Here is a 22,167-nt window from a genome sequence, read left to right on the forward strand (position 1 = left end):
AGGTGCAGCAGCGCAGCGCCCGCGACGAGAGCGCGATGGCGATGAGGGCCATGCCGATGGGCAGCGTGCTCTTGATGATGAAGCGATAGGGCAGGCCGCTGGGCGCCTGGGAGCGCTCGCCCCGGGCAAAGGCGCGATAGGCGTACTCGGTGAGGCCGTCGATCATGAAATAGAGGACCGGCAGCACCAGCAGGACGATGCCGAGCAGTTCGACCCAGGCCTGGAAGCGCAGCGAGAACCGCTCGCGCAGCACGTCGACGCGCACGTGATCATCGGTGACCACGGCATAGGCCAGGGTAAGAATCATGGTGGCGCCGAAGAGGTGCCAGGACATCTCCTCCAGGGCGATGGAACCGCGGCCGAGGATGAAACGGCTGAAGACATTGGTCAGCACGACGGCGAGGGTGGCGATCCACAGCCAGGAGAGCGTCTTGCCGATCACCGCGATGGCGGAGTCGAGAACGTGGCTCAGCCGGTTGGTGGGGAGATCCTGTGGCTGTGGGTGAGGCGAATTGGCCGATGCGTGATCGGGATTGGGTGTAGACATCGAGGAGCGGCCTCATATTACCGGAAGCAGTGCCATACGCATCAGAGGGCCTTGCGGCCCCCTGATGCTCGGCTGGTGATGATCAGTCGGACTTGGGCGCGTAGTAGGAACGCGGCAAGTAGCCTTTCGAGTGCCAGTTGCCGTGGACGTCCATCCACTCACGCTGGCTCTCCAGGACACGGGCGAACAGCTCATCCTCGCTGGACATCTCTTCCAGTACCTGCATGGTGACCGCCTCTAGCTCGGCGAGAATCTCCGGCGACAGGGTCTGGGCGTTCACGCCCTCTGCCTCGAATTCCGCCAGCGCCTGGGGGTTCTCCCACTCGCTCTCGGAGAAGCCGAACAGGGTTGCGGAGCGACAGCCGGTCTCGATCTGGGCGCGGCTCAGGTCGGTCAGGTCGTCCCAGGTCTCCTGGTTTACCAGCAGATGAGAGGTGGTATAGGTCTGGTGCCAGCCCGGCATGATGTAGTTCTGGACGATCTCCTGCATGCCCAGGATACGGTCGACCGCCGGGGCGGAGAATTCCGTGGCGTCGATGGTGCCGCGCTCCATGGCCTGGTAGAGCTCGCCGCCGGGCAGCATGGTGACCGAGGCGCCCAGGTTTTCCATGACACGACCGCCGATACCGGCGAAGCGAATGCGCAGGCCGTCGATCTGGTCGAGGGACTCCAGCGGCTCGGCGAACCAGCCGGCGGCTTCGGGACCAATGACGCCGCACAGCAGTGCCTTGACGCCATAGGGCTCATACACTTCCTGCAGCAGCTCGTCGCCGTCGCCGAAGTAGTGCCAGGCCATGAAGGCGGGCGGCTCCATGCCGAAGGGAGGGCCCGAGAGCAGCGGCAGCACCGGAATGCTGCCCTGGTCGTAGCCGATCCAGGTGAAGCCGGCCGGGTAGCGGCCCTCGGAGACGGCATCGAGAATCTCGAACGGCGGGATCAGTTCGCCCGGCTCGTAGTAGCGCAGGTTGATATTGCCGTCGGAGATGGCTTCCAGAGTTTCGGAGAGGTGTACCACCGGCGTACTCAGGCCGACGAGGTGTGACGGGAAGGCGATGGGCACCTGCCAGCGAACGCTCTCCTGAGCATTGGCGGCACTTGCCAGGGTGGCACTTGCCAGCATCACGGCAGCTGTTGTGCCGATCAGTTTAAAGCGTACAGGTATTCTGGGGCCAGTAATGGCTTGCATAGACGCGACTCCACTTGTTGCGACGGGTATTGTTTTAGGAAAGGCCTATTCCGAGGACGAGATTATAGAGGGGTCTGATTGGGCTCAAGTTGGAAAATTGGTAATACCAATTTCGGATCATGCGACACTGCGCTGAATTTCGGGATGATGTCGGAAACTTCGCTAATTATGTTATGAAAATAAAAAAATACGCTGCTAAAATCCTCGAAAGTGCATTTTAAATTAGCGAACTAACGGCTGGGCGTCAGCGTCGTGTTTCGACCAATTGCTAAGGTAGAAGACGCTTAACGGCTGCCAGGGAAGTGACGGTTGCTGACAAAGGAGGGGTTTTGAGAGAGTCAAATGTCGCTTTATTGCTGAATTGGTCAGACCAAATGGCGAGGTCCCGCTGGCGAGGACTGGTCTGGATCAGCGGTGATGCGGGCGAGGCCCGCGCGCGTGCCGCCAGCATCTGGCAGCAGCGTAGCTGGCAGGCGCCGTGCTGGGTGGGGGCCGAGCATCCCCCCGAATGCGAGGCCGCTCACTGGCTTTCTCCGGCGAGGGCGCGCAGCCACCTGGGCGGCGAGCATGATCTGGTCGTGTTCGATACGCTGACGGCGGGCGCCGACTTCGATCCCGACGCCTTCGGCGCCTTGAGCGGCACCCTCCGCGCCGGGGGGCTGTTGCTGTTGCTCACTGCGGAAGGCTGGGGAAGGCCGCGAGCGGGACGCCCGGCGAAGGGCCCCTACCTCTCACGTCTACGCCACCGGCTGGAAATGGACGGCAGCGTGGCACGCTGGCGGTCCGGGGAGATGCCGATGCTGCCCCAATGGTCCGGCGAGGAGTCTGCCAGGACCAGTTCCGTCGAAGACCCGGACTGCCTGACGGCCGACCAGGCCGAGGCGGTGTCGCGGCTGGTCAGGTTGAAGCGCCGCCGGCCGCTGGTGCTCACGGCGGACCGCGGGCGCGGCAAGACGGCGGCCCTGGGAATCGCCTGCGCCCGGCTGCTGGCTGCGGGGGAGCGTGAAATACTGGTCACGGCTCCCCGGCCCACTGCGGTGTCGGCACTGTTCGAGCGGCTGGCGGCGCTGTGCCCGCAAGGGGAGCGTCATGGCAATGACTTCGTCGACGGCAGCGGTGGGCGCGTGGCGTTCGTCGCGCCGGATGCGCTGGCCGCCATGGCGGAGCGGGGGGATGCGGGCGGCAGTGGCAGCCGGCTGCTGGTGGACGAGGCGGCGGCGATTCCCGCCAGCCTGCTGGGCCAGTGGCTCGAGGCCTTCCCGCGGATCGCCTTCGCCACAACGGTTCATGGCTACGAAGGCTCCGGGCGCGGCTTTGCCCTGCGCTTTCGGGAGCGGCTGCAGCGCCAGGCGCCTGACTGGCATGAATTCCATCTTGGGGCACCGGTACGTTGGGCGGAGGGCGACCCGTTGGAGCATCTGGTCAGCGATTTGTTGCTGCTCGATGCCGAGCCTTCTCGCGCTGCGCCCACGACAACCGCGCTGGTCGAGAAGGCGTGGCCGCGCGATCGGCTCGTCACCGATGAAGCGGCACTTCGAGAAGTCTTTGGGCTGCTGGTCCAGGCCCATTACCGCACCACTCCGGGAGACCTGCGACGCCTGCTTGATGAGCCGGGGCTGCAGGTCTCGACGCTCGATGCCGAAGGGCATGCCCAGGGGGTGATCGTCCAGGGAGACGAAGGGGGTTTCGATAACGAGCTGGCCGAGCGGGTGGCGAGGGGCGAGCGTCGCCCACCGGGACATCTGTTGGCGCAATCCCTGGCTGCACACGCCGGCTCCCGCGAGGCCCTCAAGGCTCGGCTGCGCCGCGTGCAGCGCATCGCCGTGCACCCAGGGCGCCGGCGCGAGGGGTTGGGGCGACGGCTGCTCGCCGCGGCACTGGCAGCGGCCCGCAGGGACGGCGTTGACCTGCTGGGTGCAAGCTTCGGCGCCGAGCCGGGACTGATTGCTTTCTGGCAGGCGCAGGGCTTTCGGGCGGTCAGGCTGGGGCTATCCCGGGAGACGTCCACTGGCGAGCATGCATTGATGGTGCTTGCGCCGAGCAGTGGGCGGGGCGAGGCCCTGGTCGAAGAGCTGGCCATGGGTTTTCAGCGACTGCTGCCGACGTTGCTCGCCTTCGAGCTCAAGACCCTGGACCCAACAGTGGCGTTGATGCTGCTGGCCGAAGGCCCGAGCCCCTCTCTGGATGCCACCGATCGCCGCGATATCGCCGACGTGGCCTTCGGCTACCGTGAGCCGGCCCTGGCACGCCCGGCCCTGCAGGCCCTGCTGCGCCAGGCGGCAGTCGAGCGGCGGGACGACCCGACGCTGGCCAGCTTGGTGGCCTGGGCTTTTCAGGGCCGTGACATACGCTGGTTGGCGACTAACATGAAGGTGGCGGGTCGGCGCGGCGTCATGGAGCAGCTGCGCAAGTCAGTGGCACGGCTCATCGAGGGACAGGTCGCGCAAGGTTGGGTGGAGAGTTAAGTGGACTTTCCCCGGCGTCACCGTCCCGGTAAGGTAGCTCGGTTATCCACATGAAGAATCAATGATGAACGAACATCTCGAGCAGCTTTCACCGCAGCCACTGTGGCGGCATTTCCGGACCCTGTGCAATACGCCGCGCCCCTCCGGGCACGAGGCCGCACTGGTGGCCGTTATCGAGGCCTGGGCCGATGCCCGCGGCCTGGCCCATGACCGCGATGCCTTCGGCAACCTGCGCATTCGCAAGCCTGCCACGCCGGGCCATGAAGAGGCGCCGGGTGTCATCTTGCAGGGGCACCTGGATATGGTGGCTCAGGCCAACCTCGACCACCCACATGACTTCACCAGGGACCCCATCGCGACCTACGTGGCGGAGGGCTGGCTGCATGCCCGCCATACCACGCTGGGGGCGGATAACGGGCTGGGGGTGGCGGCGGCGCTTGCCGTGTTCGAGGATGTGAGCCTGAAGCACGGCCCGCTCGAGGCGCTGTTCACTCTGGAGGAGGAGTCCTCCATGGGCGGCGCCCTGAACCTGGCAGAGGAGTGGCTCGACGGCCAGGTCTTGCTCAACCTCGACTCCGAGGATCGCGGCGAGGTCTTCATCGGTTGTGCCGGTGGTGCCGATATCGTGGTCGAGGCGCAGCTGCCCACCGGCGAGCTTGGCGACGACGAAATGGCACTACGGCTCTCCCTGACCGGCCTGGTCGGGGGGCACTCCGGCATCGACATTCACCGGGGCCGTGGCAACGCCAACCGGCTGCTGGTGCGGGCCTTGCGGGCGCTGGAGGCCTTCGATGCGCGCCTGGTGGACTACCACGGCGGCACCCTGCGCAATGCCTTGCCCCGTGAGGCGTTTGCCACCCTGGCCCTGCCGGCAGACGAGGAAACGGCTGCCCGCGAGCGGATCGCTGCGCTCCAGCAGGAGCTACGTACCGAGCTTGCAGGCGTCGATGAAGGGGTGACGCTGGCGCTGCAGCCGCTGATGTCGCCACCGGCCAAGGCACTCAATGCCCATGCCAGCCGGATGCTGGTGGCGGCGCTGCACGTGGCCCCCTGTGGCGTGGAGCGGATGAGCCTGGGCGTGCCCGGCGTGGTCGAGACCTCCAACAACCTGGGTGTGGTCAGCCTGGAAGAGGGGCGCTTTCATCTTTGCGCCCTGGTTCGCTCGCTGCACGACTCTGCCGCGGCGGACATGGCCGACCGCTTTGCCGGGCTCTTCGACCTGATCGGTGCCCGCACCCGGGTCGAGAACGGTTATCCCGGCTGGACACCCGACCCCGACAGCCCTCTACTGGCACGCTTTCGCCGGCTGCATCAACGGCAGCTGGGTAGCGACCCGGCGGTCAAGGTGATCCATGCCGGGCTGGAGTGCGGCATCCTGGCTGGCAAGTATCCCCACCTCGACATGATCTCCTTCGGCCCGCTGATTCGCGGCGCCCACTCTCCCGACGAGCGCGTGGAACTGGCGTCCGTCGAGGAGTTCTGGGCGTTGCTGCGGGGACTGATCGAGGATCTCGCCGAGAGTCGGGTGGCCTGACGTGGCGTCAGGAGAAACCGGGTGCGAAAAACGGCACCGGCCGAAGGGCGGTGCCGTAGGAGCGGTGAGCCGGTATAGAGAACAACCGGGTCCGAGAGTCAACCCAGGTAGGCGTTGAGCATCCAGACGGTCTTTTCCTGCTCGCGAATGTAGTCACCGGCCTGGGCGGCGGTGCCTTCGTCATCGGCATCGGACGCCAGGGCGAGAACCTCTCGCTGCAGCTCGATCAGCGTCTGGTAGCCCTTGAGCACGCCTCGTACGCAGGCTTCGCCATCTCGTACATCCTTGTCTTCGCCGATCACCGCCATGGACACATAGTCGCTGTAGGCGTGGGCTGGCTGATGCCCCAGCGTCAGGATGCGCTCGGCCACTTCGTCGACCTTGGTCAGCAGGTCGGTATAGAGCTCCTCGAACTTGGTGTGTAGCTCGAAGAACTGAGGGCCCTTTACGTTCCAGTGGTAGCCGCGCACGTTCATGTAGAAAATCTGGTAGTTGGCCAGCAGGGCGTTGAGTTTTTCGGCAAGCTGGCTGGCGCTGTCTTCGTGCAGGCCGATGGCATTGGTGTCGCTCATGTGCAGTGCTCCTTGTGCTGGGTGCTTCTCCCGGGAGGATGCTTCTCTTGAGAATGGGCCCTTGAGAGTAGTTCTTGAGAGTAGTTCTTGAGAGTGGTCCCTTGAGAGCGCGCCTCCTGGTAAAAAGCAGATCCGTTGGGCAAATCGCCGTTCCGGGAGCGATTTGCATCGCCATGGTTGGATAGCCAGTGTAAAAGCCCCGGCGCCGGGCGATAAGCAAAATCTGATCATCGCCTCCATAGCGTTCCTTCATGATGTGTCGCCGAGCGTATCGTTTTTCAAGGATGTGCGAAGTTTTGCCGCACCATCGACGACCTTGCGGGAACCCTGGGTCATGGCGAGACTCTGATAGACGGCGTTGGCGTGGCATGCCGCTCACCTGGTGGTTGTATGGTGCCCTGTGCCGAGTAGACTGCGAGCCAAATCGATCGGGAGATACCCAATGCGTTCATGGTGGTGGATGCCCTGCCTGCTGATACTGGCCGGCTGCCAGACGGCCCCCACGGCACTGCCTACGGCGGAGCCTCGACCGGCTGCGGAGTGCCGTTGGGAAGCCGGCGATATCGATGCTGACGAGTGGCTGCGTCGCTCCCTCACGATACTCGAGCGGGACGGTTTCGTGATTCGGCACACCGAGACGGCGCTGGGGCTGGTCAATGCCGAGCGCACCCGTACAGTGCCCGGCTACGGCGACTTCTACGACCGTGAGCGTGTCGGTGTATTCGGTGGCTATGGCGTAGGCGGTGGGCGCGGCGGTCTATCCACCGGTGTGATGATCGGCTTCGGCGGTGGGGGAGGCAGCTTTACGCGTGATGCCACGCGCCTGGAGCGTGTCTCGCTGGTGGCTGATGGTGACTGGGTGCGGGTCACCCGGGATATCCAGATCATCGACTGGCAGGGCGAGATCCGCGAGAGCCGCAGTGCCAGCGACACCGACTTCTGCCTTTCGCTGCGCAATGCCATGACCGCGACCGACTCCCGGGGAGGCGCCTGATGTCCCGTTTCGTCACCCTTTTGCTAGCGCTGCTGCTGGCCGGCTGTGCTGCCACTGCCCCGGCCCCCGAGCCTCGCGAACTCTCCCTGGCCGCTACGCCAGACGACGTGCTGCAGGAAACCGTCGACCTGTTGATGGAGGAGGGCTACGTGATTCGCCATGCGGATGTCGAACTGGGCAGGGTGGAAGCGGCGCTGGCCCGCTGGCCCGGCTATCGGGTCAGGGCGGAGGTCACGCCGGAGGGCGAGGCGGCACGCATCTCGCTGACGGCCACACGGGGTGGGCGCCCCTTGTCGCCCTACCTGCTCGACCGCCTGCTCGCGGCACTGCAGACCCGGCTCGGGCTGGCACCCTGATGTCTCTGTGTAACGCCGCCTGGTATTGCGCACCCTGTTCCACCTGTTCGAGATACCCAAAGACTATGACGCTTTTACGCCCTGCTATGCCGAGCCGTGCTCGCTTCTGGCTGATTTGGCTGACGGCCCTGTTGGTGCTGCCGAGCCTGGTCCAGGCGCACCCCCATGGCTGGATCGACATGCGCATGCGATTGGTCCTCGACGACCAGGGCCGCCTGGAAGGGCTGCATCAGGCCTGGCGCATGGATCCCTTCTATAGCCTGATCATCCTCGAGGAGCTGGGGCTGGCCGAGGGCGAGGGCGGGCTCGAGGCGGGGCTGGACAAGCTGGGTGGCGAAATACGGCAAAACCTGGCGCCCCATGACTATTTCACCGAACTGCAGGTGGGGGGCGAGAAGCTTGCCGTGGGAGAGGTGGCCGAATACACCGTCATGGAGCGCGGAGGGCGAGTCGAGTTCATCTTCATGCTGCCGCTGGAGACGCCGCTGCCGCTGAGCGGTAAGACACTGCACTACAAGGTGTTCGATCCCACCTACTACCTCGAGGTGGTGCACGAAGCCGAAGGCAACACTCCCCTGGACGATGCCCTGACGGTCAATGGCGAGTTGGCCTGCACAACACGGATCATGCCTGCCGACCCGGATCCCGAGCTGGTCATGGAGGCATCGATGCTGGATATCACCGATGAAGCCGAGCCCGGGCTAGGCCGCCACTTCGCCGAAACCGGGGAGGTGACATGCGAATGAGGGGTCTGCGTCTGCATGGCAGAGGGTGGCTGGCCGGGGTGGGCCTACTGCTGGCCGCCGCCGTGGTCCTGCTGGTTGTCCAAGGGAGCTTCCAGTCGCTGAGCTTTCAGCTGGTCTCCTGGCAGCGGGATTTTCATCGCGCCCTTACCCTGGCGATCACCGAGCTCTCCGGAACACCTTCGCCGTCCACCTGGATGGCTTTGCTGGGCATCAGCTTCGGTTATGGGGTCTTCCATGCCGCAGGGCCTGGTCACGGCAAGGCGGTACTGACCACCTATCTGCTCACCCAGGGCGGAGCGGTTCGCCGTGCCCTGGCGCTCTCCTTCGCCGCTTCGTTGTTGCAGGGCGTCGTCGCCATCAGCCTGGTCGTGGTGCTGGTGCATGGCCTGGGCTGGGTCACCCGCCAGGCCATGGGTAGTGTGGCCTGGGTCGAGCAGGCCAGCTTCCTGATGGTGGCCCTGCTCGGTGCCTGGCTCTGCCTGCGTGCCATTCGCCAGCTGCGACGCCCAGTGCTCCTCAGTCACGCTCATTCGTCGCCAGGCGCTGCAGCGGACCAGGCATCAGGCAACTCATCAGACCACGTAGTGGACCCACATCATGGCCATGAGCATGGCCATGAACACTGCTGCGGGGGGCATCATCATGTGGACCCCCGGCAGGCCGCCGACTGGCGCACCGCGCTGGCCACCGTCGTTGCCATCGGTATTCGCCCTTGCAGCGGCGGGGTATTGCTGTTGGGTGCGGCGACGCTGCTGGGCCAGTTTTCGGTCGGGGTGGCGGCCGTCATGGTCATGGCGCTGGGCACGGCATTGACCGTCTCCGGCCTGGCGTTGGCCAGCGTCGTGGCGCGTGGCTGGGCCGAGCGTCGGCTGGCCCGGCAGAGCAGCATGGAGCGCGCCGGTCGGATGCTGGGGTGGGCATCCCTGGGGGGCGGGCTGGCCATCATGACACTGGGAATCTCGCTTTCCGTGACCGGGGTGTCCCAGCCCGCATCGGCGCCACTGCTGGGGGAGCCGCCTTCGCGCAGTGCCGATGCCGAGTCGCCCGCCCGGACCAACCCCTTCGGTGGAGGCTGAGTCCGCCTAGCGTAGCTTGAGGGCCTCGAGCTGGGCCAGCAGGTGGTCCCGCATGCTGGCCAGGCCGTCCAGGTCGTAGGGTTCGGCCTCGCCATGGCCCCATACGGGCGCGGGCCAGGCGGCATCGTCCCTGCGCCTGACGACAACATGGACATGGAGTTGGGACACGACGTTGCCGAGGCTGGCAATGTTGAGCTTGTCTCCCTTGGCCAGGGTCTTCAACATCCGGCCGACCTGCGTGGCTTCGTGCCACAGCCGCTGCTGGTCCGCCTCGTCCAGATCGAATATCTCGCTTACGCCGTTGCGGCGTGGAATCAGTACCAGCCACGGGAAGCGGGAGTCGTCCATCAAGCGGAGCTGACACAGCGACAGTTCGGTTACCGGGTAGCTGTCCTGTACCAAGCGCTTGTCGAGTTCAATGACTGTCATGGCTCCCCCTCGTCGTTATCGCCGCGTTGACTGTCCACCTTGGCTACCCACCGGCTCCATCATGACACAGCCATGACGGGAATGGCTTCACGACAGTGGAGCGAGGCATTGTTGTCTTAATTAGCGCAGGGGGGTGCCGTCGATGCTAGATTATAGAGGCAGACATCCTGCCCAACGGAGAAGGCAAAATGAAACGGATACTACCCATGTTGCTGGTTTCGCTCTTTGCCCTGTCACTGCTGAGTGGTTGCAACACCATGCGTGGCGCAGGCGAGGATATCGAGAGAGGCGGTGAGGCGATTCAGCGCCAGGCAGATTGAAGCGGCAGAATTAGGCAAGGCTTGGCGAGGCCTGTTACGCTGAACGAGGCCATTGCTTCACGGAAAGGAATGGATGTCCCTGTCATTTTCAAGGAGAAACGACCATGAAGAAAGCCATTGCTCTTAGCTTTGCCCTGCTGATGACCGCCGGCGCCCTTGCAGGCTGCAACACCATGCAAGGTGCCGGAGAGGATGTGGAGCGCGGCGGACAGGCAGTACAGGATGCCGCCGAATAAGCCCGTGCTCTAACGCTATGTTCGGTTCGGCCGACACACGGGCGTGCCAGGCGGCATGTCCGTGTGCGCCTCCCTTCGGCCGGTCTTCGCTGTTATTCCCGTCAGCCATTGAGGCGAACCGATGGCCATGTCCATGAAGCTGTGTCTGTCGTTTACCAGCCTGCTGCTGCTAACCGCTTGTGCTCCCATGAACCAGAACAACCCACCCCGCGAGCCTGCGCCGGAGCCTCCCCGCGTCAGCAGTGGAGAGAATGCCTGTGGCGCGAGCCGTGTCCAGGACCGTGTCGGGCGCCGCTATGACGAGGCACTGGGCGAGTCGATACGCGAACAGAGCGGTGCCGGTACGCTGCGAGTGATGCGCCCCGGCCACGCCTATACCCTCGAGTACCGCGAGGATCGTCTCAACGTGCGCATCGATGAGAACGGGGTGATCACCGACATCGGCTGCGGCTGAAGCCGGTTTCCGTGCGCTTCAGTCGTTTCCCTACGCATCAGTCATAGCGCTGCTTCCAGCGCTGGCGGGCGACCTGCTCCTTGAGCAGCTCCAGGATGTCGAGCAGCACCTGCTCGGTCACTCGGTCGGTATGTGCATCGACCCTCAGCCAGGCGTCGAAGCTGCTGTCGGCGATGTGTTCCACCAATGAGTCGAATTCGGGCGAGTGCAGACCCTCGATGGCCTCGTGCACCAGGCGTTGCGCAATATCGCTGAGCGCTTCGTCGAGGGCACTGGCGACCTGGCCACCCAATGGCAGGCGTCTTAGCCGCTTGATCTCGGGGCTCTCCGCCAGGGTTCGCCTGACCAGGGCGTTGATGAAGCGCATCAGGTCATCGCGATTGGCCCGGTAGGCGCTGTCAGACATATCCTCAAGGCGTCGGCAAATTTCGTGGATCAGCTGCTGCTTACGCGGCATGATCACCTCGTCGACGATTCGCTGCGACAGAGAATCGCTGCTGCGCACCTGCTCCTGGATACTGCCCAACTGGCGCAGGGCGGTCCGGTCCGACAGCTCCTCGATCAGTATGTCGTAGTACTTGGCGTAGACGCCGTACAGCCGCCATTGGCGGATGTCGATCATTTCCAGCCGTTGCAGGCGGTGGAGCAGTGAAATGACGCGCAATATCCTCAGCAGCCGGAAGCCCCCCACCGGAATGCACCCCAGCACGTCGTACCAGTGCACGAAAGGATAGAAGAACCAGCGGTGATAGCGGCGCTCGGCGATCGCCACCGCCCAGCCCAGAAGGACGTCGAGCACGAAGATCGCAACGAAGACCAGGTCAATGGCGAGGAAGTTGTCATGGATATGCCGGTCGTAGGCGCCATGCAGCCCCGGGGCGATGGCTTCGAAGGCGTCGTTTAGTGGTGCCAGCAGGAACAGGCCATCGACCAGCAGCAGCAACAGGTTGGCCACGACCAGCACGATGATGACCAGATCCCAGGCCAGATGGATGCGCTCGATGAACCCGGAGGGTCTGCCGCGGTCGGCTGGGGTACGGGACATGGCCACTCCTTGTGCGCTATCGGGCTGGGGGTGCGTCAACTATCCTGCCGCTGGTTCGCCTGGCTGGCGAAGTGATTCTTCTGGGCTTGATGCTCCTCCTCTTCGGCCTTCTTGCGCAGTTTCTTGCGCAGCGCGGCCTTCTCGAAGCGCAGTTTCTGCAGCGACGTGGTCAGCTTGAGCGGCGGCACCGGTGCCGGGTGTCCGCTGGCGTCCACTGCCACCATGGTAAGGTAGCAGCTGTTGGTATGCCGGATCACCTTGTTGCGTATGTCCTCGGCGACGACTTTCACGCCGATCTCCATCGAGGAGCGGCCGACGTGGTTGACGCAGGCAAGGAACGTCACCAGTTCGCCGACGTGGATCGGCTGCTTGAACAGCACCTGGTCGACGGAGAGCGTCACGACATAGTGGCCCGAGTAGCGACTGGCGCAGGCATATGCCACTTCATCGAGTTTCTTCAGGATGGCGCCGCCATGGACCTTGCCGCTGAAGTTGGCCATGTCGGGAGTCATCAGCACGGTCATGCTCAATTCATGCTGGCCGGGCAAATCATGGGGCAGGTTGCCGGAATCGGTCATCTGTAGGTACCTCGTCAGCCATGGTCGTCCCCCCGGTCGCTGTCCTTCGCTTCCTTGTAGCGGCTATCCTGCCACGGCCAGTGGCCTTCCACTTCGACATGCAGGGTAAAGCCCAAAAACGCGCGTATCAGAACGATGAGACCCAGTGTGGCGACCTGCTGTCCGGTGTTGGAAATAATGACAGTCTTGATGACGTCGCCGGCAATCAGAAAATCCAGCCCGAGTATGAGCGATCGCGCAATACCGTGGCGATAGTGCATGAAGGCCCGCTGGTCATGAAACATGCCGTGGTGGAGGAAGCGCCAGGAGGTAATGGCGAATCCGCCAACGATGACGACGACACCCAGCACTTCGATGAGCAGTGCAATTGTATCGATGACTTCAACGAGCATTCGCATAAGGCTCAAGGAGTGGATAAATGACAGCGGTTCCAGGTAGGCCCGGGAACCGCGCTAAGACATGTCGCTGGGCTCAGAACCAGGTCAGGCCCGCGGCAATGATGATGCCAGTAATGAAAAGCTGGATCAGGCAGAAGCCCATGATGTCCTTGGCCTTCAAGCCTGCAATGGCGAGTACCGGCAGGGCCCAGAAAGGCTGCAGCAGGTTGGTCCAGGCGTCGCCCCAGGCAACGGCCATGGCTACGCGCGAGACATCCACCCCCAGGGCTTCGGCCGCCGGCAGCATCACCGGTGCCTGCACCGCCCACTGGCCGCCGCCGGAGGGGACGAAGAGGTTGACGATGCCGGCACTGATAAAGGACCAGAACGGCAGCGAGGTCTCGGTGGCAAACGAAATCAGGCTCTGGGACATGGTCTCGGCCAGGCCCGATTGCACCATGATCGCCATGATCCCGGCGTAGAACGGAAACTGGATCACGATGCCGGCGCCGCCCTTGATCGCCTCGTTGAGGCTCTCGAGCAGGCTGCGGGGGGTGCGATGCAGCACAATGGCCAGGAACAGGAACATGAAGTTGACGATGTTCAGGTTGAGGCCGCCGCCGCGCAGGAGGAAGTGGTCGAGCAGGAAGATCACCCCAGGGATGCCCACCAGCCAGGCCAGGGTCACGCTGTTCTCCAGTCGATCGGCCGGGCGGGTGATGCGTGCCCGGGCATCAGGCGCCTCCCCAAGCACCTTGGGGTCCACGTAGACGCTATCCTTCTCGTCGGGCAGCATCAGGCGGTTGACCAGGGGAATGCTGATGAACAGGCAGGCTACGATCGCCAGATTGAAGAAGGAGAAGATGGTGGAACCGGTGCCGATCACGCCGATCTGGTCGGCGGTGAAGTGCCCGTCGGTTGCGATGGTCAGCGGAATGGAGCCGGCCAGCCCGCCGTGCCAGACCACGAAGCCGGAGTAGGCGCTGGCCACCAGCAGGCGATAGTCGACCCGTACCAGCCGTGCCAGTTCCTTGGCGAACAGGGCGCCCACCACCAGCCCGAAGCCCCAGTTGATCCAGCTGGCCATCAGCGACACCAGGGTGACCAGGATGATGGCGCTACCGGCGTTCTTGGCCTTGCCTGCCAGCTGTTGCAGCAGGCGCTTCACCGGCGGTGAGCTGGCCAGCATGAAGCCGGTGACCAGAATCAGTAGCATCTGCATCGAGAACGTCAGCAGGTTCCAGAAGCCATCGCCCCAGAAGCGCAACACCGCCAGCGGTGTCTGGCGTTCGACGCCAATGGCCGCGGCGGCCGCGATGATCGTTAGCAGTAGCACGAAAATGAATGGATCGGGCAGATAGCGATCGACCAGCCTCACGGCGGGCTTGGAGAGGAACTTGAGCATGGCAGTTTCGCTTCTTCTAATGTTATGAAATGTGTTATGGAATGGCACTCATGTCGTCTGAGAAAAGTAGCGCAAGCTCAGAAGGTTGCACGGTTCGACTCATCAACGGTGGGACGAATGCCAGGTTTTGTCAAAGGGAAGGGCGCGCCGGGCGCCAGCGGGTACGACGGTGATGAAGGTAATAGGCGCCAAGCACGGCCGAACGCACCAGGCTGAACGTCAGGAAGGCCAGCCACAGGCCATGGTTACCCCACCCCTGGGTCGCCCACCAGACCGGCAGATAGGCGGCCAGGCCAATGAAGATGCTGTTGCGCATCTCGCGTATCGCCGTGGCACCGATGAAGACCCCGTCCAGCAGGTAACTCCACACGGCGATCAGCGGCATGGCCACCATCCATGGCAGGTAGCTGCCTGCCGTGGCACGCACTTCCGGTAGCCCCGTCAGCAGGGCGATGAGGTAATGTCCGCCGAGGGCGAAAACCAGCGAGGCGATGCCTGCAGTGGTCAGCGAAAACCAGGCTGCGGTGCGCACGGTGGTGGCAAACTCGTCCCAGCGGCGGCGACCCACCGAGCGGCCGACAATCGCCTCGGTGGCATGGGCGAAGCCGTCAAGGGCATAGCTGGTCAGCATGATGAACTGCAGCAGCACGGCATTGGCCGCCAGCACGGTGTCGCCCTGCACGGCGCCGCGCGAGGTGAAGAAGGCCATGGCGAACAGCAGCCCCAGGGTGCGCACGAAGAGATTGGCATTGACGTGGAAGAGCTCGACGTAAGCGGCCACTTTCAGCAGGCGGTTGCGTAGGAAGCTGCCCTCCAGCAGTTTCAGCTGGCGGGTCACCAGCCATAGTCCGAAGGCCAGCGCCGTGTAGTCGGCGATGACCGTGGCCCAGGCCACCCCGTCGCTGGTCATGCCGAGCCCCACCACGAAGAGCAGGTCGAGGGCGATATTGACGCTGTTGGTCAGGACCAGGATAAGCAGGGTAACCCGTGAATTCTGCTGGCCGAGGAACCAGCCGAGGATCGCATAGTTGGCCAGCACCGCCGGCGCCGAGAGAATGCGGATCTGCGCGTACTCGGCCGCCAGTTCGGTGGCCACTTCGCTGCCGTTCAGCAGCCAGAGGCCGAGAGATATCAGCGGCCGCGAGAGCAGGATCAACAGGGTACCGATGGCGGCGGCCATCAGCAGCGACTGGCCCAGCAGGTTGCGTACGTCACTGTCGCTTTCGCGCCCCACCGCCTGGGAGGTCAGCCCCGTGGTGCCCATGCGCAGGAAACCGAAGCCCCAGTAGAGGAAGCTGAACAGGGTGGCGCCGAGGGTGACGCCTGCCAGGTAGCGCGAATCCGGAAGGTGACCGACCACGGCAGTGTCCACCAGCCCCAGCAGCGGCACGGTGATGTTCGACAGGATGATGGGCCAGGCCAGCATCCAGATGCGATGGCGGGCGGCGGAGGGAGTAGCCAGTTCCTGGGGTGCCACAGGGTCTTCCGATGAGAGGCGAAACCGTGAAGCATGGCGGGCAGTAGGAGAGAACGCAACTGTCCCTCAGGCGAATGACTGGATGCTGGCCGCGGGCTGTGGGACCTTTATAGCCTGGTAGAACTCAGGGCGAGCATTTTCGATCGAGACGATAAGGGGGGAATGCCAGCGCCCCGCTCATAAGCGGGGCGCTGGGCTCGGTTCTGGAAGTCCTGGCGTCGTAGCGCGTTCAGGCCGCGGTGATGACGTGGTACTTCTCCATCAACTGCTCGCGGCTCTCTTCGCGCTCTGGGTCCAGCGGGATGCAGTCCACCGGACAGACCTGCTGGCACTGGGGCTCGTCGTAGTGACCGACGCATTCGGTGCACAGGTTGGGGTCGATGATGTAGATCTCTTCCCCCGCCGAGATGGCGCCGTTGGGGCATTCGGGTTCGCAGACGTCGCAGTTGATGCACTCGTCGGTGATCATCAGGGCCATGGGGCTACCTCGCGATAAGGCGCGGCCAGATGTGCTGGCCCCGCCCGGGTGATGCGACTCGGGGATAAAGCCGAGTGTTGTAGTCAGGTATTGTAATGGCTGCGCAGCGCTTCGGCGACCCTGGGGTGCACCAGCCGGGTGATATCGCCACCGAGCTTGGCGATTTCCCGCACAATGGTGGAAGAGATGTAGGAATTCTCCACCGCGGGGGTCAGGAAGACGCTTTCCAGCTCGGGTGCCTGGGCACGGTACATGTTGGCCAGCTGCAGCTCGTACTCGAAGTCCGATACCGCACGCAGGCCGCGCAGGATGATGCGTGCCTTCTGTTCGACCATCATGTCGGTCAGCAGGCCCGAAAAGCCGATGACCTCGACATTGTCGAGCTTTCCCACCACCTCTTGAGCCAGGGCGATGCGCGTGCCCAGGTCGAGGGCCGGCCCCTTGCCGGGGCTGGCGGAGATCGCCACCACGACCTTGTCGAAGAGGCGCGAGGCGCGCTCGATCAGATCGTAGTGGCCGTGGGTGATGGGATCGAAGGTGCCGGGATAGACCGCGATTTTCATGGCGCTTCGCTCAGTTGCCACTCTCAAGGGGATCAGGGTAACCGGCTGCGGCCAGGCCGACAATGGCGACTCGGCCGTCGGGTCACTCCTCCAGCCGGCCGAAGGGATTGTCCACCGCCAGCGAGACAGGGCGCGCGTAGCCGGGAATCCGGATGCTGTCGGCGTTGACGTCGAGTTCCGGCCCCTCCAGCACGCCCTCGCCGAAGCGATAGCGGGCCTGGTAGTGGCCGTGGTCGGCCCTGTCGAGATAGACCCTGCTCGCCTCGCGTATCGCTTCGCGGCGCTCACGCCAGGCCGCCAGCGCGGCTTCACCATGGCGCTGAGTCAGCAGCCGCTCGGTCACGGCCGGCGACAGCACCACACCGGTGGCGTTGTTGCCGCCGAAGCCCTTGGCATTGATGAAGGCGGCGTCGGCGTCGAAGGCCTGGGCGTCCTGGGAGAAGCGCAGCCGATCCGCATGCACATCGTCGGCCACCGCGTTCAGGGTGGGGATGCCCGGCAGCAGGCCATGGGCGAAGCTGCCCAGGGCGCTGGTCAACTGGTCGCCGGCGGCGCTGCCCTGGGAGTGGCCGACGAAGGCCTTCACCGCCACCACGGGCCAGCTCTCGATGCCGTGGGCCTGGGCGACGAGGTGGAAGACATGCGACTCGGTGACGCGGTTCTTGGGCGTGCTGGTGCCATGGGCATGCAGGAAGGTGCGCTCTCGAAGGGCCTTCTCGCCGAGCATGTCGCGTACCAGCGAGGTGGCCTTGCCCAGTGTGATGTAGTTGCCGATGCCTGGGGCAGAGATCGAGCGCTTCCAGCCGTCCGCGTTGACGAAGACCCCCGGCACGCTGCCGAGTATCTCGGCGCCAACTTCCAGTGCCAGGGCGTCGTCCAGCAACAGGATGAACTGGCTGGCCTCGGCAATGGTGAAGCCGCAGTTGCGGGCGAAGGGGCGGCAGGCGCGCTGATAGTCGGGATCGGTCAGCAGCTCCAGGGCGTCCAGCGCCTTGAGGCTGTCGTCGTCGGCCAGGGCGCCCATGGCGCGAAAGCCTTCGATGATCTCCGGCGTCACCGGCGCATCGGAGGTGCCGACCATCACCGCACGGCGTTGGCCGCTGCGGATATCTTCGACACCCAGGCGCAGGTTGTAGAGGAAGCTGGCGCAGGCGCCGAGCACGGCGCCGGTTCCACCGACACTGCCCAGTACGTAGGCGTTGAGGAAGTCGGCGGGCATCTGGCCATAGCCCAGCGGCATCTGCTTGGAGGTGGCGCGGTTGCCCGAGACGAAGCTCTTGAGCAGCCCGCCCCAGCCCTCATCGTCGAGCTGGCCGATTGAATTGCCGGCATAGACGGCAACGTCGTCCGGGTCGAGACGATCGCGCAGTGTCTCCCAGGTCAGCCCGCTGCTGCCCAGGCAATCGCTGGCGGCGAAGATCGACATCGACAGGCCGCGGGGGTGGTGCACGCTGCGATAGTAGCGGCTGGGTTCGAAGCCGCTGGGCAGCTGCCCGGCGGCGCGTACCAGGGCCGGCCGGGTTTCCGGCAGCATCACGTCCATATCGCCGGGGGGAACCGTGACCTCCAGAGTATGACGATCGATCTCGCGAATCTGCCAGGTGCCAGGCAGCCGCTCCGGCAACTGGCGACGACGAATACGGAAAACCAGCTCGGTGCCCAGCTCCAGGCTGGCGCGCCGGTTGGCCGGCAGGCCGTCATCGTTGAAGCGGGGATCCTCGATGCGCCGGATGAGCGTGTGGTCGAGGATCCGCTCGCGGCACTGGGCAGACAGCTGGGATGCGCTCACGGCCTGTCCTCTGGTGTCATACCAGCTGCCATCCCGATGGCTACCCAGCCCCATCAAGGCGGCCAGGCCCAGCAGGAGATTCTGCTGGTCGTCGTCGGTCAAGGCATCGATCACGGTACGACGAAACGCTTGATGGCCAGACGTACGACCGGCGGCGTTGACGCCGCCCATGCCGACGATCACCGGTAAGTGTGACAAGCCGCTTTCCTCGTTCTGCTGTTGGTGCGAGTGGCTGTAATGATTATGAGACTGGCGATCATAGCACCCGGTTCGGGACCCCGTCATGGGGCGCCCGGGGGCCATTTAAAGGGAATAAATGAAACGAACGTTTGATATATGGTGACTGGCGCGCTACCATTGGCCTGCTGTTTGAGTCATACGAGTGGGTATGTGGGCGCGTTTCTTCGGAGCGCGCCATTTTTTTTCATTCGCCGCCGAGCCGCATCCCACCTCGCGTGCGGCGCCATGGCTGGTAGAATGCTTGGTTTCGCAATCGTCAAAGCCGATGCCGCATGCATGCCACTTCCCGTAACATCGTGACCAACCAGCCGGGGCCCCATCAGGACCTGGCCCGCCGCGTCGAGCGTGCCCTGCGCCATCCGCTGCGCAAGCCCATCGCCGACCATACCCGCGTGGCCTTCGAGCAGGCCGACGCTTGGCTGCAGGGCGCTGCCGGGGCACCACTGATCCTGGATGCCGGCTGCGGCGTGGGGCTTTCCACTCGGCGCCTGGCGAGCCGCTTCCCCGATCATCGGGTCATCGGCGTGGATCGCAGCGCCGACCGCCTCTCCCGCGATCATGGCGAGCTTCCTGGCAATGCCCTGCTGGTGCGTGCCGACCTGGTGGATTTCTGGCGCCTGGCGCTGGCAGCCGGCTGGCAGCCGGCGCGTCACTACCTGCTCTACCCCAACCCTTACCCCAAGTCGGCCCACCTCAAGACCCGTTGGCACGGTCACGCCATCTTCCCGGTGATCGTGGCGCTGGGCGGACGCCTGGAGCTGCGCTCCAACTGGCGGCTCTACGTCGAGGAATTTGCACTGGCGCTGGAGCAGGCCACCGGGGAGAAGGCCGTCGTGGAAGCTCACGACCCCGGTACGGACTGTCTGACTCCCTTTGAACAGAAGTACCATGCCAGCGGTCAGTCTTTATGGCGACTCGCTGTCACACTGTCCCATGCGCCCGGCCTGGTGCCCGTCGCATCGAACGAGGAGGGTTGAGATGGCGTTCGTCTACCTGGCACTGGCCATCGTGGCCGAAGTGGTTGCCACCAGTGCGCTCAAGGCCACCGAGGGCTTTACCCGGCTGTGGCCCAGCCTGATAGTGGTAGTCGGCTACGTGCTGGCCTTCTACATGCTGTCGCTGGTGCTGCGCTCCATCCCTGTTGGCGTCGCCTACGCGATATGGGCCGGCATGGGGATCGTGCTGGTGGCCCTGGTCGGTGCGCTGGTGTTCGGTCAGCGGCCCGACCTGCCGGCTGTGCTGGGGATCGCGCTGATCATCGCTGGGGTCGTGGTGATCCAGCTGTTCTCCCGGATATCCGTGCACTGAGGCATGCTTCGGGCCGGCCACAGGGGTTCGACATTTTTTCACTACGAGGTTTCTGTTCATGTCGCGTTGGCTTGTCCGGCTGTTGGGATTGACGTTAGGGTTGCTGTTGCCGTTGGTGGCGTCGGGAGCCGGCTTCACGGAACTGGAGCGCATGGTCGAAAGAGGGTTTCTGGTCAGTGCCGAGGCCAGGCTGCTCGACACCGGCGAAGTCCTCGGTGCCATCGAGCCCCAGCGTCAGCTGTCGCCCGCCTCGGTGACCAAGGCCTATCTGGCCGCGGCGGCACTGGATCGGTGGGGGCCCCAGCACCGCTTCACCACGCGGCTGGTGAGCGATGCCGAGCTCAATGGCACCGGCGTCGTGGCCGGTGACCTGATACTCGACGGGGGCGGCGATCCGGCGCTGACCACCGAAGACCTGTGGCGTCTGGCGCAGCGCCTCCACCAGCGCGGCGTGCGAGAGGTGGAGGGACGCCTGGTGGTCAGCCAGTGGCGATTCGGGCCCGTGGAGTGCATCACCACCGATCGCTGTCAGGCCCATACGCGCACGGCCAATGCCTACAGCGCGCTGCTCTCGTCGGCGGGGGTCAACTACGGCAGCTGGTGTGTCAGCGTGGCGCCTGGCGCTGCAGCCGGCCAGCCGGCTCAGATCACCAGCTGTGACAGCCAGACCACCATCGTCGGCATCGATAACCATGTCGAAACCCATCCCCCCAACAGCGGCACCGAGTTCAGTGCCGAACGGGTCACCGGTGAGGAGGGCGATGTCATGGTCCTGCGTGGCCAGATATCGCTGAACGCCTCCCCCCGCGAGGTCTACCGTGCCAGCAGCGACCCTGCGCAGCAGACGGCGCGGACCATGACGGCCATGCTCGAGCAGGCCGGGATCGCGGTGCGCCAGGGCTATGCCACCAGCGTCGGGGAGCCCCCCGCCGCGGCCCGCACCCTGGCGGCAGTGGATGGCAAGCCGCTGCAGGAACTGTTGCTGCGGACCATGAACTACTCCAACAACTTCATGGCCGATGTGCTGGCGCTCAACCTGGTCGATACGCCGCGCAGCAGCCTGCTGCAGGCCGGCGACGCCATCGAGCACTACACCACGGGGATGCCCGACCATGGACCGTTGATCATGCAGAGCGGCAGCGGGCTGACGACCGAGAATCGCACCTCGGCCCATGGCTCCAACATCCTGCTGGAGAGCATGTTCCATCGGACGGCGCTGTTTCCAAGCTTCGTTGCCAGCTTCCAGTCGCCGGCCAACGGCGTATCGCGCTTCATTCGGCGGGGGTCGTCCACCTTCCAGAACCACGTCATGCTCAAGACCGGGACCCTCAATCAGCCGATCGCCGTGCGCTCCGTGAACGGTTACTTCCGTACTCTCTCCGGCCGCTGGGGCGCCTTCACCGTACTGGTCAATGGTACCGCCACGACGCCATGGCTCAACTGGGCCCAGGTGCTCGACCCCCTGGCCGATGATCTGGAACGCATGATCGAGGCCCACTGACCTGGCCGTAGGCCCTTCACCCAGCCCGCTAGGGCGCGAGACAGGAAGCACCGCATCATGAAGCGTGAACACACCGGCTGGCGCCACCTGATCAACTCCACCGGTTACTCGCTCAAGGGGCTGAAGCTCGCTTTCCGCCATGAAGCGGCGTTTCGCCAGGAACTGGCCCTTTGCGTGATTTTGCTGCCACTGGCCTGGTGGATCGGCGAGGGGCCGGTGGAGTGGATACTGCTGTTGGGCAGCTGCCTGCTGGTACTGATCGTCGAGCTGCTGAACAGCGCCATCGAGAGCGTGGTGGACCGCATCGGCACCGAGCATCATGAGCTTTCAGGACGGGCCAAGGACATCGGCTCGGCGGCGGTGATGCTGTCGCTGCTGCTGGCGGGCCTGGCCTGGGGGCTGCTGAGCTGGCAGAAATTCCTGAGCTGAGTGACGCGATGGGCACCTGCGGGGTGCCGGTAAGGCCTCGCCTTCGTTATGCTGGAGGTATT

The 22,167-nt window shown here is 64.5% G+C and carries 25 protein-coding genes; 13 read left to right on the forward strand and 12 right to left on the reverse strand.

The features are described 5' to 3' along the window. Both DU505_RS14355 and DU505_RS14360 read right to left on the reverse strand, forming a co-directional pair. The coding region (locus tag DU505_RS14355; protein WP_114479684.1) for a TRAP transporter small permease subunit at positions 1-547 on the reverse strand (547 nt) is incomplete at its 3' end. A gap of 82 nt (positions 548-629) precedes the next feature. Further along, positions 630-1,733: a TRAP transporter substrate-binding protein gene (locus DU505_RS14360; RefSeq protein WP_220250796.1), complete on the reverse strand. Its 1,104-nt coding sequence runs from the start codon at positions 1,731-1,733 to the stop codon at positions 630-632. 302 nt (positions 1,734-2,035) lie between these two features. Between DU505_RS14360 and DU505_RS14365 the strand changes: the two genes are divergently transcribed. After that, positions 2,036-4,198, forward strand: coding sequence for a tRNA(Met) cytidine acetyltransferase TmcA (locus DU505_RS14365; RefSeq protein WP_479688575.1), 2,163 nt, complete (start codon positions 2,036-2,038; stop codon positions 4,196-4,198). A 64-nt stretch (positions 4,199-4,262) separates the two neighbouring features. After that, positions 4,263-5,732 (forward strand): aminoacyl-histidine dipeptidase, encoded by a 1,470-nt coding sequence (locus DU505_RS14370; RefSeq protein ID WP_114479794.1) that lies wholly within the window; start codon positions 4,263-4,265, stop codon positions 5,730-5,732. Positions 5,733-5,830: 98 nt separating this feature from the next. Here the strand turns inward: DU505_RS14370 and DU505_RS14375 are convergent, their stop codons facing one another. Then, positions 5,831-6,304 (reverse strand): Dps family protein, encoded by a 474-nt coding sequence (locus tag DU505_RS14375; protein WP_114479687.1) that lies wholly within the window; start codon positions 6,302-6,304, stop codon positions 5,831-5,833. 442 nt (positions 6,305-6,746) lie between these two features. Here DU505_RS14375 and DU505_RS14380 point away from each other — a divergent pair, with 442 nt between their 5' ends. From DU505_RS14380 to DU505_RS14395, 4 genes are all read left to right on the forward strand, one after another. After that, positions 6,747-7,298, forward strand: coding sequence for a hypothetical protein (locus tag DU505_RS14380; RefSeq protein ID WP_114479688.1), 552 nt, complete (start codon positions 6,747-6,749; stop codon positions 7,296-7,298). Continuing rightward, positions 7,298-7,654: a hypothetical protein gene (locus tag DU505_RS14385; protein WP_114479689.1), complete on the forward strand. Its 357-nt coding sequence runs from the start codon at positions 7,298-7,300 to the stop codon at positions 7,652-7,654. The genes DU505_RS14380 and DU505_RS14385 overlap by 1 nt, the downstream gene beginning before the upstream one ends. A 65-nt stretch (positions 7,655-7,719) precedes the next feature. After that, entirely contained in the window at positions 7,720-8,400 is a 681-nt protein-coding gene (locus DU505_RS14390; protein WP_245947965.1) for a DUF1007 family protein, read from the forward strand. Then, entirely contained in the window at positions 8,391-9,476 is a 1,086-nt protein-coding gene (locus tag DU505_RS14395) for a nickel/cobalt transporter (protein WP_422667042.1), read from the forward strand. Before DU505_RS14390 ends, DU505_RS14395 begins: the two co-directional genes overlap by 10 nt. Positions 9,477-9,482: 6 nt before the next feature. On the opposite strand, the gene DU505_RS14400 is transcribed toward DU505_RS14395, so the two are convergent. Beyond that, positions 9,483-9,905 carry an HIT domain-containing protein gene (locus DU505_RS14400; RefSeq protein ID WP_114479692.1) on the reverse strand — a complete coding sequence of 141 codons (423 nt, stop codon included), beginning with the start codon at positions 9,903-9,905 and terminating at the stop codon, positions 9,483-9,485. Between the two features lie 188 nt (positions 9,906-10,093). Here DU505_RS14400 and DU505_RS14405 point away from each other — a divergent pair, with 188 nt between their 5' ends. The 3 genes from DU505_RS14405 to DU505_RS14415 all read left to right on the forward strand — a co-directional run bounded on the left by DU505_RS14405 (position 10,094) and on the right by DU505_RS14415 (position 10,915). Further along, on the forward strand, positions 10,094-10,225 hold the full coding sequence (locus DU505_RS14405; protein ID WP_114479693.1) for an entericidin A/B family lipoprotein: 132 nt from the start codon (positions 10,094-10,096) through the stop codon (positions 10,223-10,225). A gap of 104 nt (positions 10,226-10,329) precedes the next feature. Beyond that, entirely contained in the window at positions 10,330-10,461 is a 132-nt protein-coding gene (locus DU505_RS14410; protein ID WP_114479694.1) for an entericidin A/B family lipoprotein, read from the forward strand. 127 nt (positions 10,462-10,588) lie between these two features. Then, a complete protein-coding gene (locus tag DU505_RS14415) occupies positions 10,589-10,915 on the forward strand; it encodes an I78 family peptidase inhibitor (RefSeq protein ID WP_245947966.1) in 327 nt (108 codons plus the stop codon). 37 nt (positions 10,916-10,952) lie between these two features. Here the strand turns inward: DU505_RS14415 and DU505_RS14420 are convergent, their stop codons facing one another. The 8 genes from DU505_RS14420 to DU505_RS14455 all read right to left on the reverse strand — a co-directional run bounded on the left by DU505_RS14420 (position 10,953) and on the right by DU505_RS14455 (position 18,798). After that, a complete protein-coding gene (locus DU505_RS14420; protein WP_114479695.1) occupies positions 10,953-11,960 on the reverse strand; it encodes an ion transporter in 1,008 nt (335 codons plus the stop codon). A gap of 35 nt (positions 11,961-11,995) precedes the next feature. Continuing rightward, entirely contained in the window at positions 11,996-12,538 is a 543-nt protein-coding gene (locus DU505_RS14425) for an acyl-CoA thioesterase (RefSeq protein ID WP_114479696.1), read from the reverse strand. Positions 12,539-12,552: 14 nt separating this feature from the next. Continuing rightward, positions 12,553-12,930, reverse strand: a complete 378-nt coding sequence (locus DU505_RS14430) for a DUF1622 domain-containing protein (protein ID WP_181872834.1) — start codon at positions 12,928-12,930, stop codon at positions 12,553-12,555. A gap of 79 nt (positions 12,931-13,009) precedes the next feature. Next, a complete protein-coding gene (locus tag DU505_RS14435; protein ID WP_114479698.1) occupies positions 13,010-14,320 on the reverse strand; it encodes a short-chain fatty acid transporter in 1,311 nt (436 codons plus the stop codon). Positions 14,321-14,450: 130 nt separating this feature from the next. After that, positions 14,451-15,746, reverse strand: a complete 1,296-nt coding sequence (locus DU505_RS14440; protein WP_114479796.1) for an MATE family efflux transporter — start codon at positions 15,744-15,746, stop codon at positions 14,451-14,453. 280 nt (positions 15,747-16,026) lie between these two features. After that, a complete protein-coding gene (locus tag DU505_RS14445; protein WP_066451434.1) occupies positions 16,027-16,275 on the reverse strand; it encodes a YfhL family 4Fe-4S dicluster ferredoxin in 249 nt (82 codons plus the stop codon). Positions 16,276-16,358: 83 nt separating this feature from the next. Then, the gene (gene coaD, locus DU505_RS14450; protein ID WP_114479699.1) at positions 16,359-16,838 is read right to left on the reverse strand and encodes a pantetheine-phosphate adenylyltransferase; all 480 of its coding nucleotides are present in this window, start codon (positions 16,836-16,838) and stop codon (positions 16,359-16,361) included. An 82-nt stretch (positions 16,839-16,920) separates the two neighbouring features. Beyond that, positions 16,921-18,798 carry a beta-ketoacyl synthase gene (locus tag DU505_RS14455; RefSeq protein WP_114479700.1) on the reverse strand — a complete coding sequence of 626 codons (1,878 nt, stop codon included), beginning with the start codon at positions 18,796-18,798 and terminating at the stop codon, positions 16,921-16,923. 341 nt (positions 18,799-19,139) lie between these two features. Between DU505_RS14455 and trmB the strand changes: the two genes are divergently transcribed. Genes trmB through DU505_RS14475 form a run of 4 tightly spaced genes read left to right on the forward strand, consistent with a single transcriptional unit; the run spans position 19,140 to position 22,105 of the window. Then, positions 19,140-19,844, forward strand: coding sequence for a tRNA (guanine(46)-N(7))-methyltransferase TrmB (trmB, locus tag DU505_RS14460; RefSeq protein ID WP_114479701.1), 705 nt, complete (start codon positions 19,140-19,142; stop codon positions 19,842-19,844). Between the two features lies 1 nt (position 19,845). Continuing rightward, the gene (locus tag DU505_RS14465) at positions 19,846-20,175 is read left to right on the forward strand and encodes a DMT family transporter (protein WP_114479702.1); all 330 of its coding nucleotides are present in this window, start codon (positions 19,846-19,848) and stop codon (positions 20,173-20,175) included. A 58-nt stretch (positions 20,176-20,233) separates the two neighbouring features. Then, positions 20,234-21,676 carry a D-alanyl-D-alanine carboxypeptidase/D-alanyl-D-alanine endopeptidase gene (gene dacB / locus DU505_RS14470; protein WP_114479703.1) on the forward strand — a complete coding sequence of 481 codons (1,443 nt, stop codon included), beginning with the start codon at positions 20,234-20,236 and terminating at the stop codon, positions 21,674-21,676. A gap of 57 nt (positions 21,677-21,733) precedes the next feature. Next, positions 21,734-22,105 carry a diacylglycerol kinase gene (locus DU505_RS14475; RefSeq protein ID WP_114479704.1) on the forward strand — a complete coding sequence of 124 codons (372 nt, stop codon included), beginning with the start codon at positions 21,734-21,736 and terminating at the stop codon, positions 22,103-22,105. The last annotated feature ends 62 nt before the right edge of the window (positions 22,106-22,167 follow it).

The organism is Billgrantia montanilacus (assembly GCF_003336675.1).
In the GTDB taxonomy this organism is placed as follows: Bacteria; Pseudomonadota; Gammaproteobacteria; order Pseudomonadales; family Halomonadaceae; genus Halomonas; species Halomonas montanilacus.

Coding starts and splice junctions, on each gene's coding strand:
- DU505_RS14360 (WP_220250796.1), bottom strand. CDS start 1,733: ATGCAAGCCATTACTGGCCCCAGAATACCTGTACGCTTTAAACTGATC.
- DU505_RS14370 (WP_114479794.1), top strand. CDS start 4,263: ATGAACGAACATCTCGAGCAGCTTTCACCGCAGCCACTGTGGCGGCAT.
- DU505_RS14375 (WP_114479687.1), bottom strand. CDS start 6,304: ATGAGCGACACCAATGCCATCGGCCTGCACGAAGACAGCGCCAGCCAG.
- DU505_RS14380 (WP_114479688.1), top strand. CDS start 6,747: ATGCGTTCATGGTGGTGGATGCCCTGCCTGCTGATACTGGCCGGCTGC.
- DU505_RS14385 (WP_114479689.1), top strand. CDS start 7,298: ATGTCCCGTTTCGTCACCCTTTTGCTAGCGCTGCTGCTGGCCGGCTGT.
- DU505_RS14390 (WP_245947965.1), top strand. CDS start 7,720: ATGACGCTTTTACGCCCTGCTATGCCGAGCCGTGCTCGCTTCTGGCTG.
- DU505_RS14395 (WP_422667042.1), top strand. CDS start 8,391: ATGCGAATGAGGGGTCTGCGTCTGCATGGCAGAGGGTGGCTGGCCGGG.
- DU505_RS14400 (WP_114479692.1), bottom strand. CDS start 9,905: ATGACAGTCATTGAACTCGACAAGCGCTTGGTACAGGACAGCTACCCG.
- DU505_RS14405 (WP_114479693.1), top strand. CDS start 10,094: ATGAAACGGATACTACCCATGTTGCTGGTTTCGCTCTTTGCCCTGTCA.
- DU505_RS14410 (WP_114479694.1), top strand. CDS start 10,330: ATGAAGAAAGCCATTGCTCTTAGCTTTGCCCTGCTGATGACCGCCGGC.
- DU505_RS14415 (WP_245947966.1), top strand. CDS start 10,589: ATGTCCATGAAGCTGTGTCTGTCGTTTACCAGCCTGCTGCTGCTAACC.
- DU505_RS14420 (WP_114479695.1), bottom strand. CDS start 11,960: ATGTCCCGTACCCCAGCCGACCGCGGCAGACCCTCCGGGTTCATCGAG.
- DU505_RS14425 (WP_114479696.1), bottom strand. CDS start 12,538: ATGACCGATTCCGGCAACCTGCCCCATGATTTGCCCGGCCAGCATGAA.
- DU505_RS14430 (WP_181872834.1), bottom strand. CDS start 12,930: ATGCTCGTTGAAGTCATCGATACAATTGCACTGCTCATCGAAGTGCTG.
- DU505_RS14435 (WP_114479698.1), bottom strand. CDS start 14,320: ATGCTCAAGTTCCTCTCCAAGCCCGCCGTGAGGCTGGTCGATCGCTAT.
- DU505_RS14440 (WP_114479796.1), bottom strand. CDS start 15,746: ATGCTGGCCTGGCCCATCATCCTGTCGAACATCACCGTGCCGCTGCTG.
- DU505_RS14445 (WP_066451434.1), bottom strand. CDS start 16,275: ATGGCCCTGATGATCACCGACGAGTGCATCAACTGCGACGTCTGCGAA.
- coaD (WP_114479699.1), bottom strand. CDS start 16,838: ATGAAAATCGCGGTCTATCCCGGCACCTTCGATCCCATCACCCACGGC.
- DU505_RS14455 (WP_114479700.1), bottom strand. CDS start 18,798: ATGGGCGGCGTCAACGCCGCCGGTCGTACGTCTGGCCATCAAGCGTTT.
- trmB (WP_114479701.1), top strand. CDS start 19,140: ATGCATGCCACTTCCCGTAACATCGTGACCAACCAGCCGGGGCCCCAT.
- DU505_RS14465 (WP_114479702.1), top strand. CDS start 19,846: ATGGCGTTCGTCTACCTGGCACTGGCCATCGTGGCCGAAGTGGTTGCC.
- dacB (WP_114479703.1), top strand. CDS start 20,234: ATGTCGCGTTGGCTTGTCCGGCTGTTGGGATTGACGTTAGGGTTGCTG.
- DU505_RS14475 (WP_114479704.1), top strand. CDS start 21,734: ATGAAGCGTGAACACACCGGCTGGCGCCACCTGATCAACTCCACCGGT.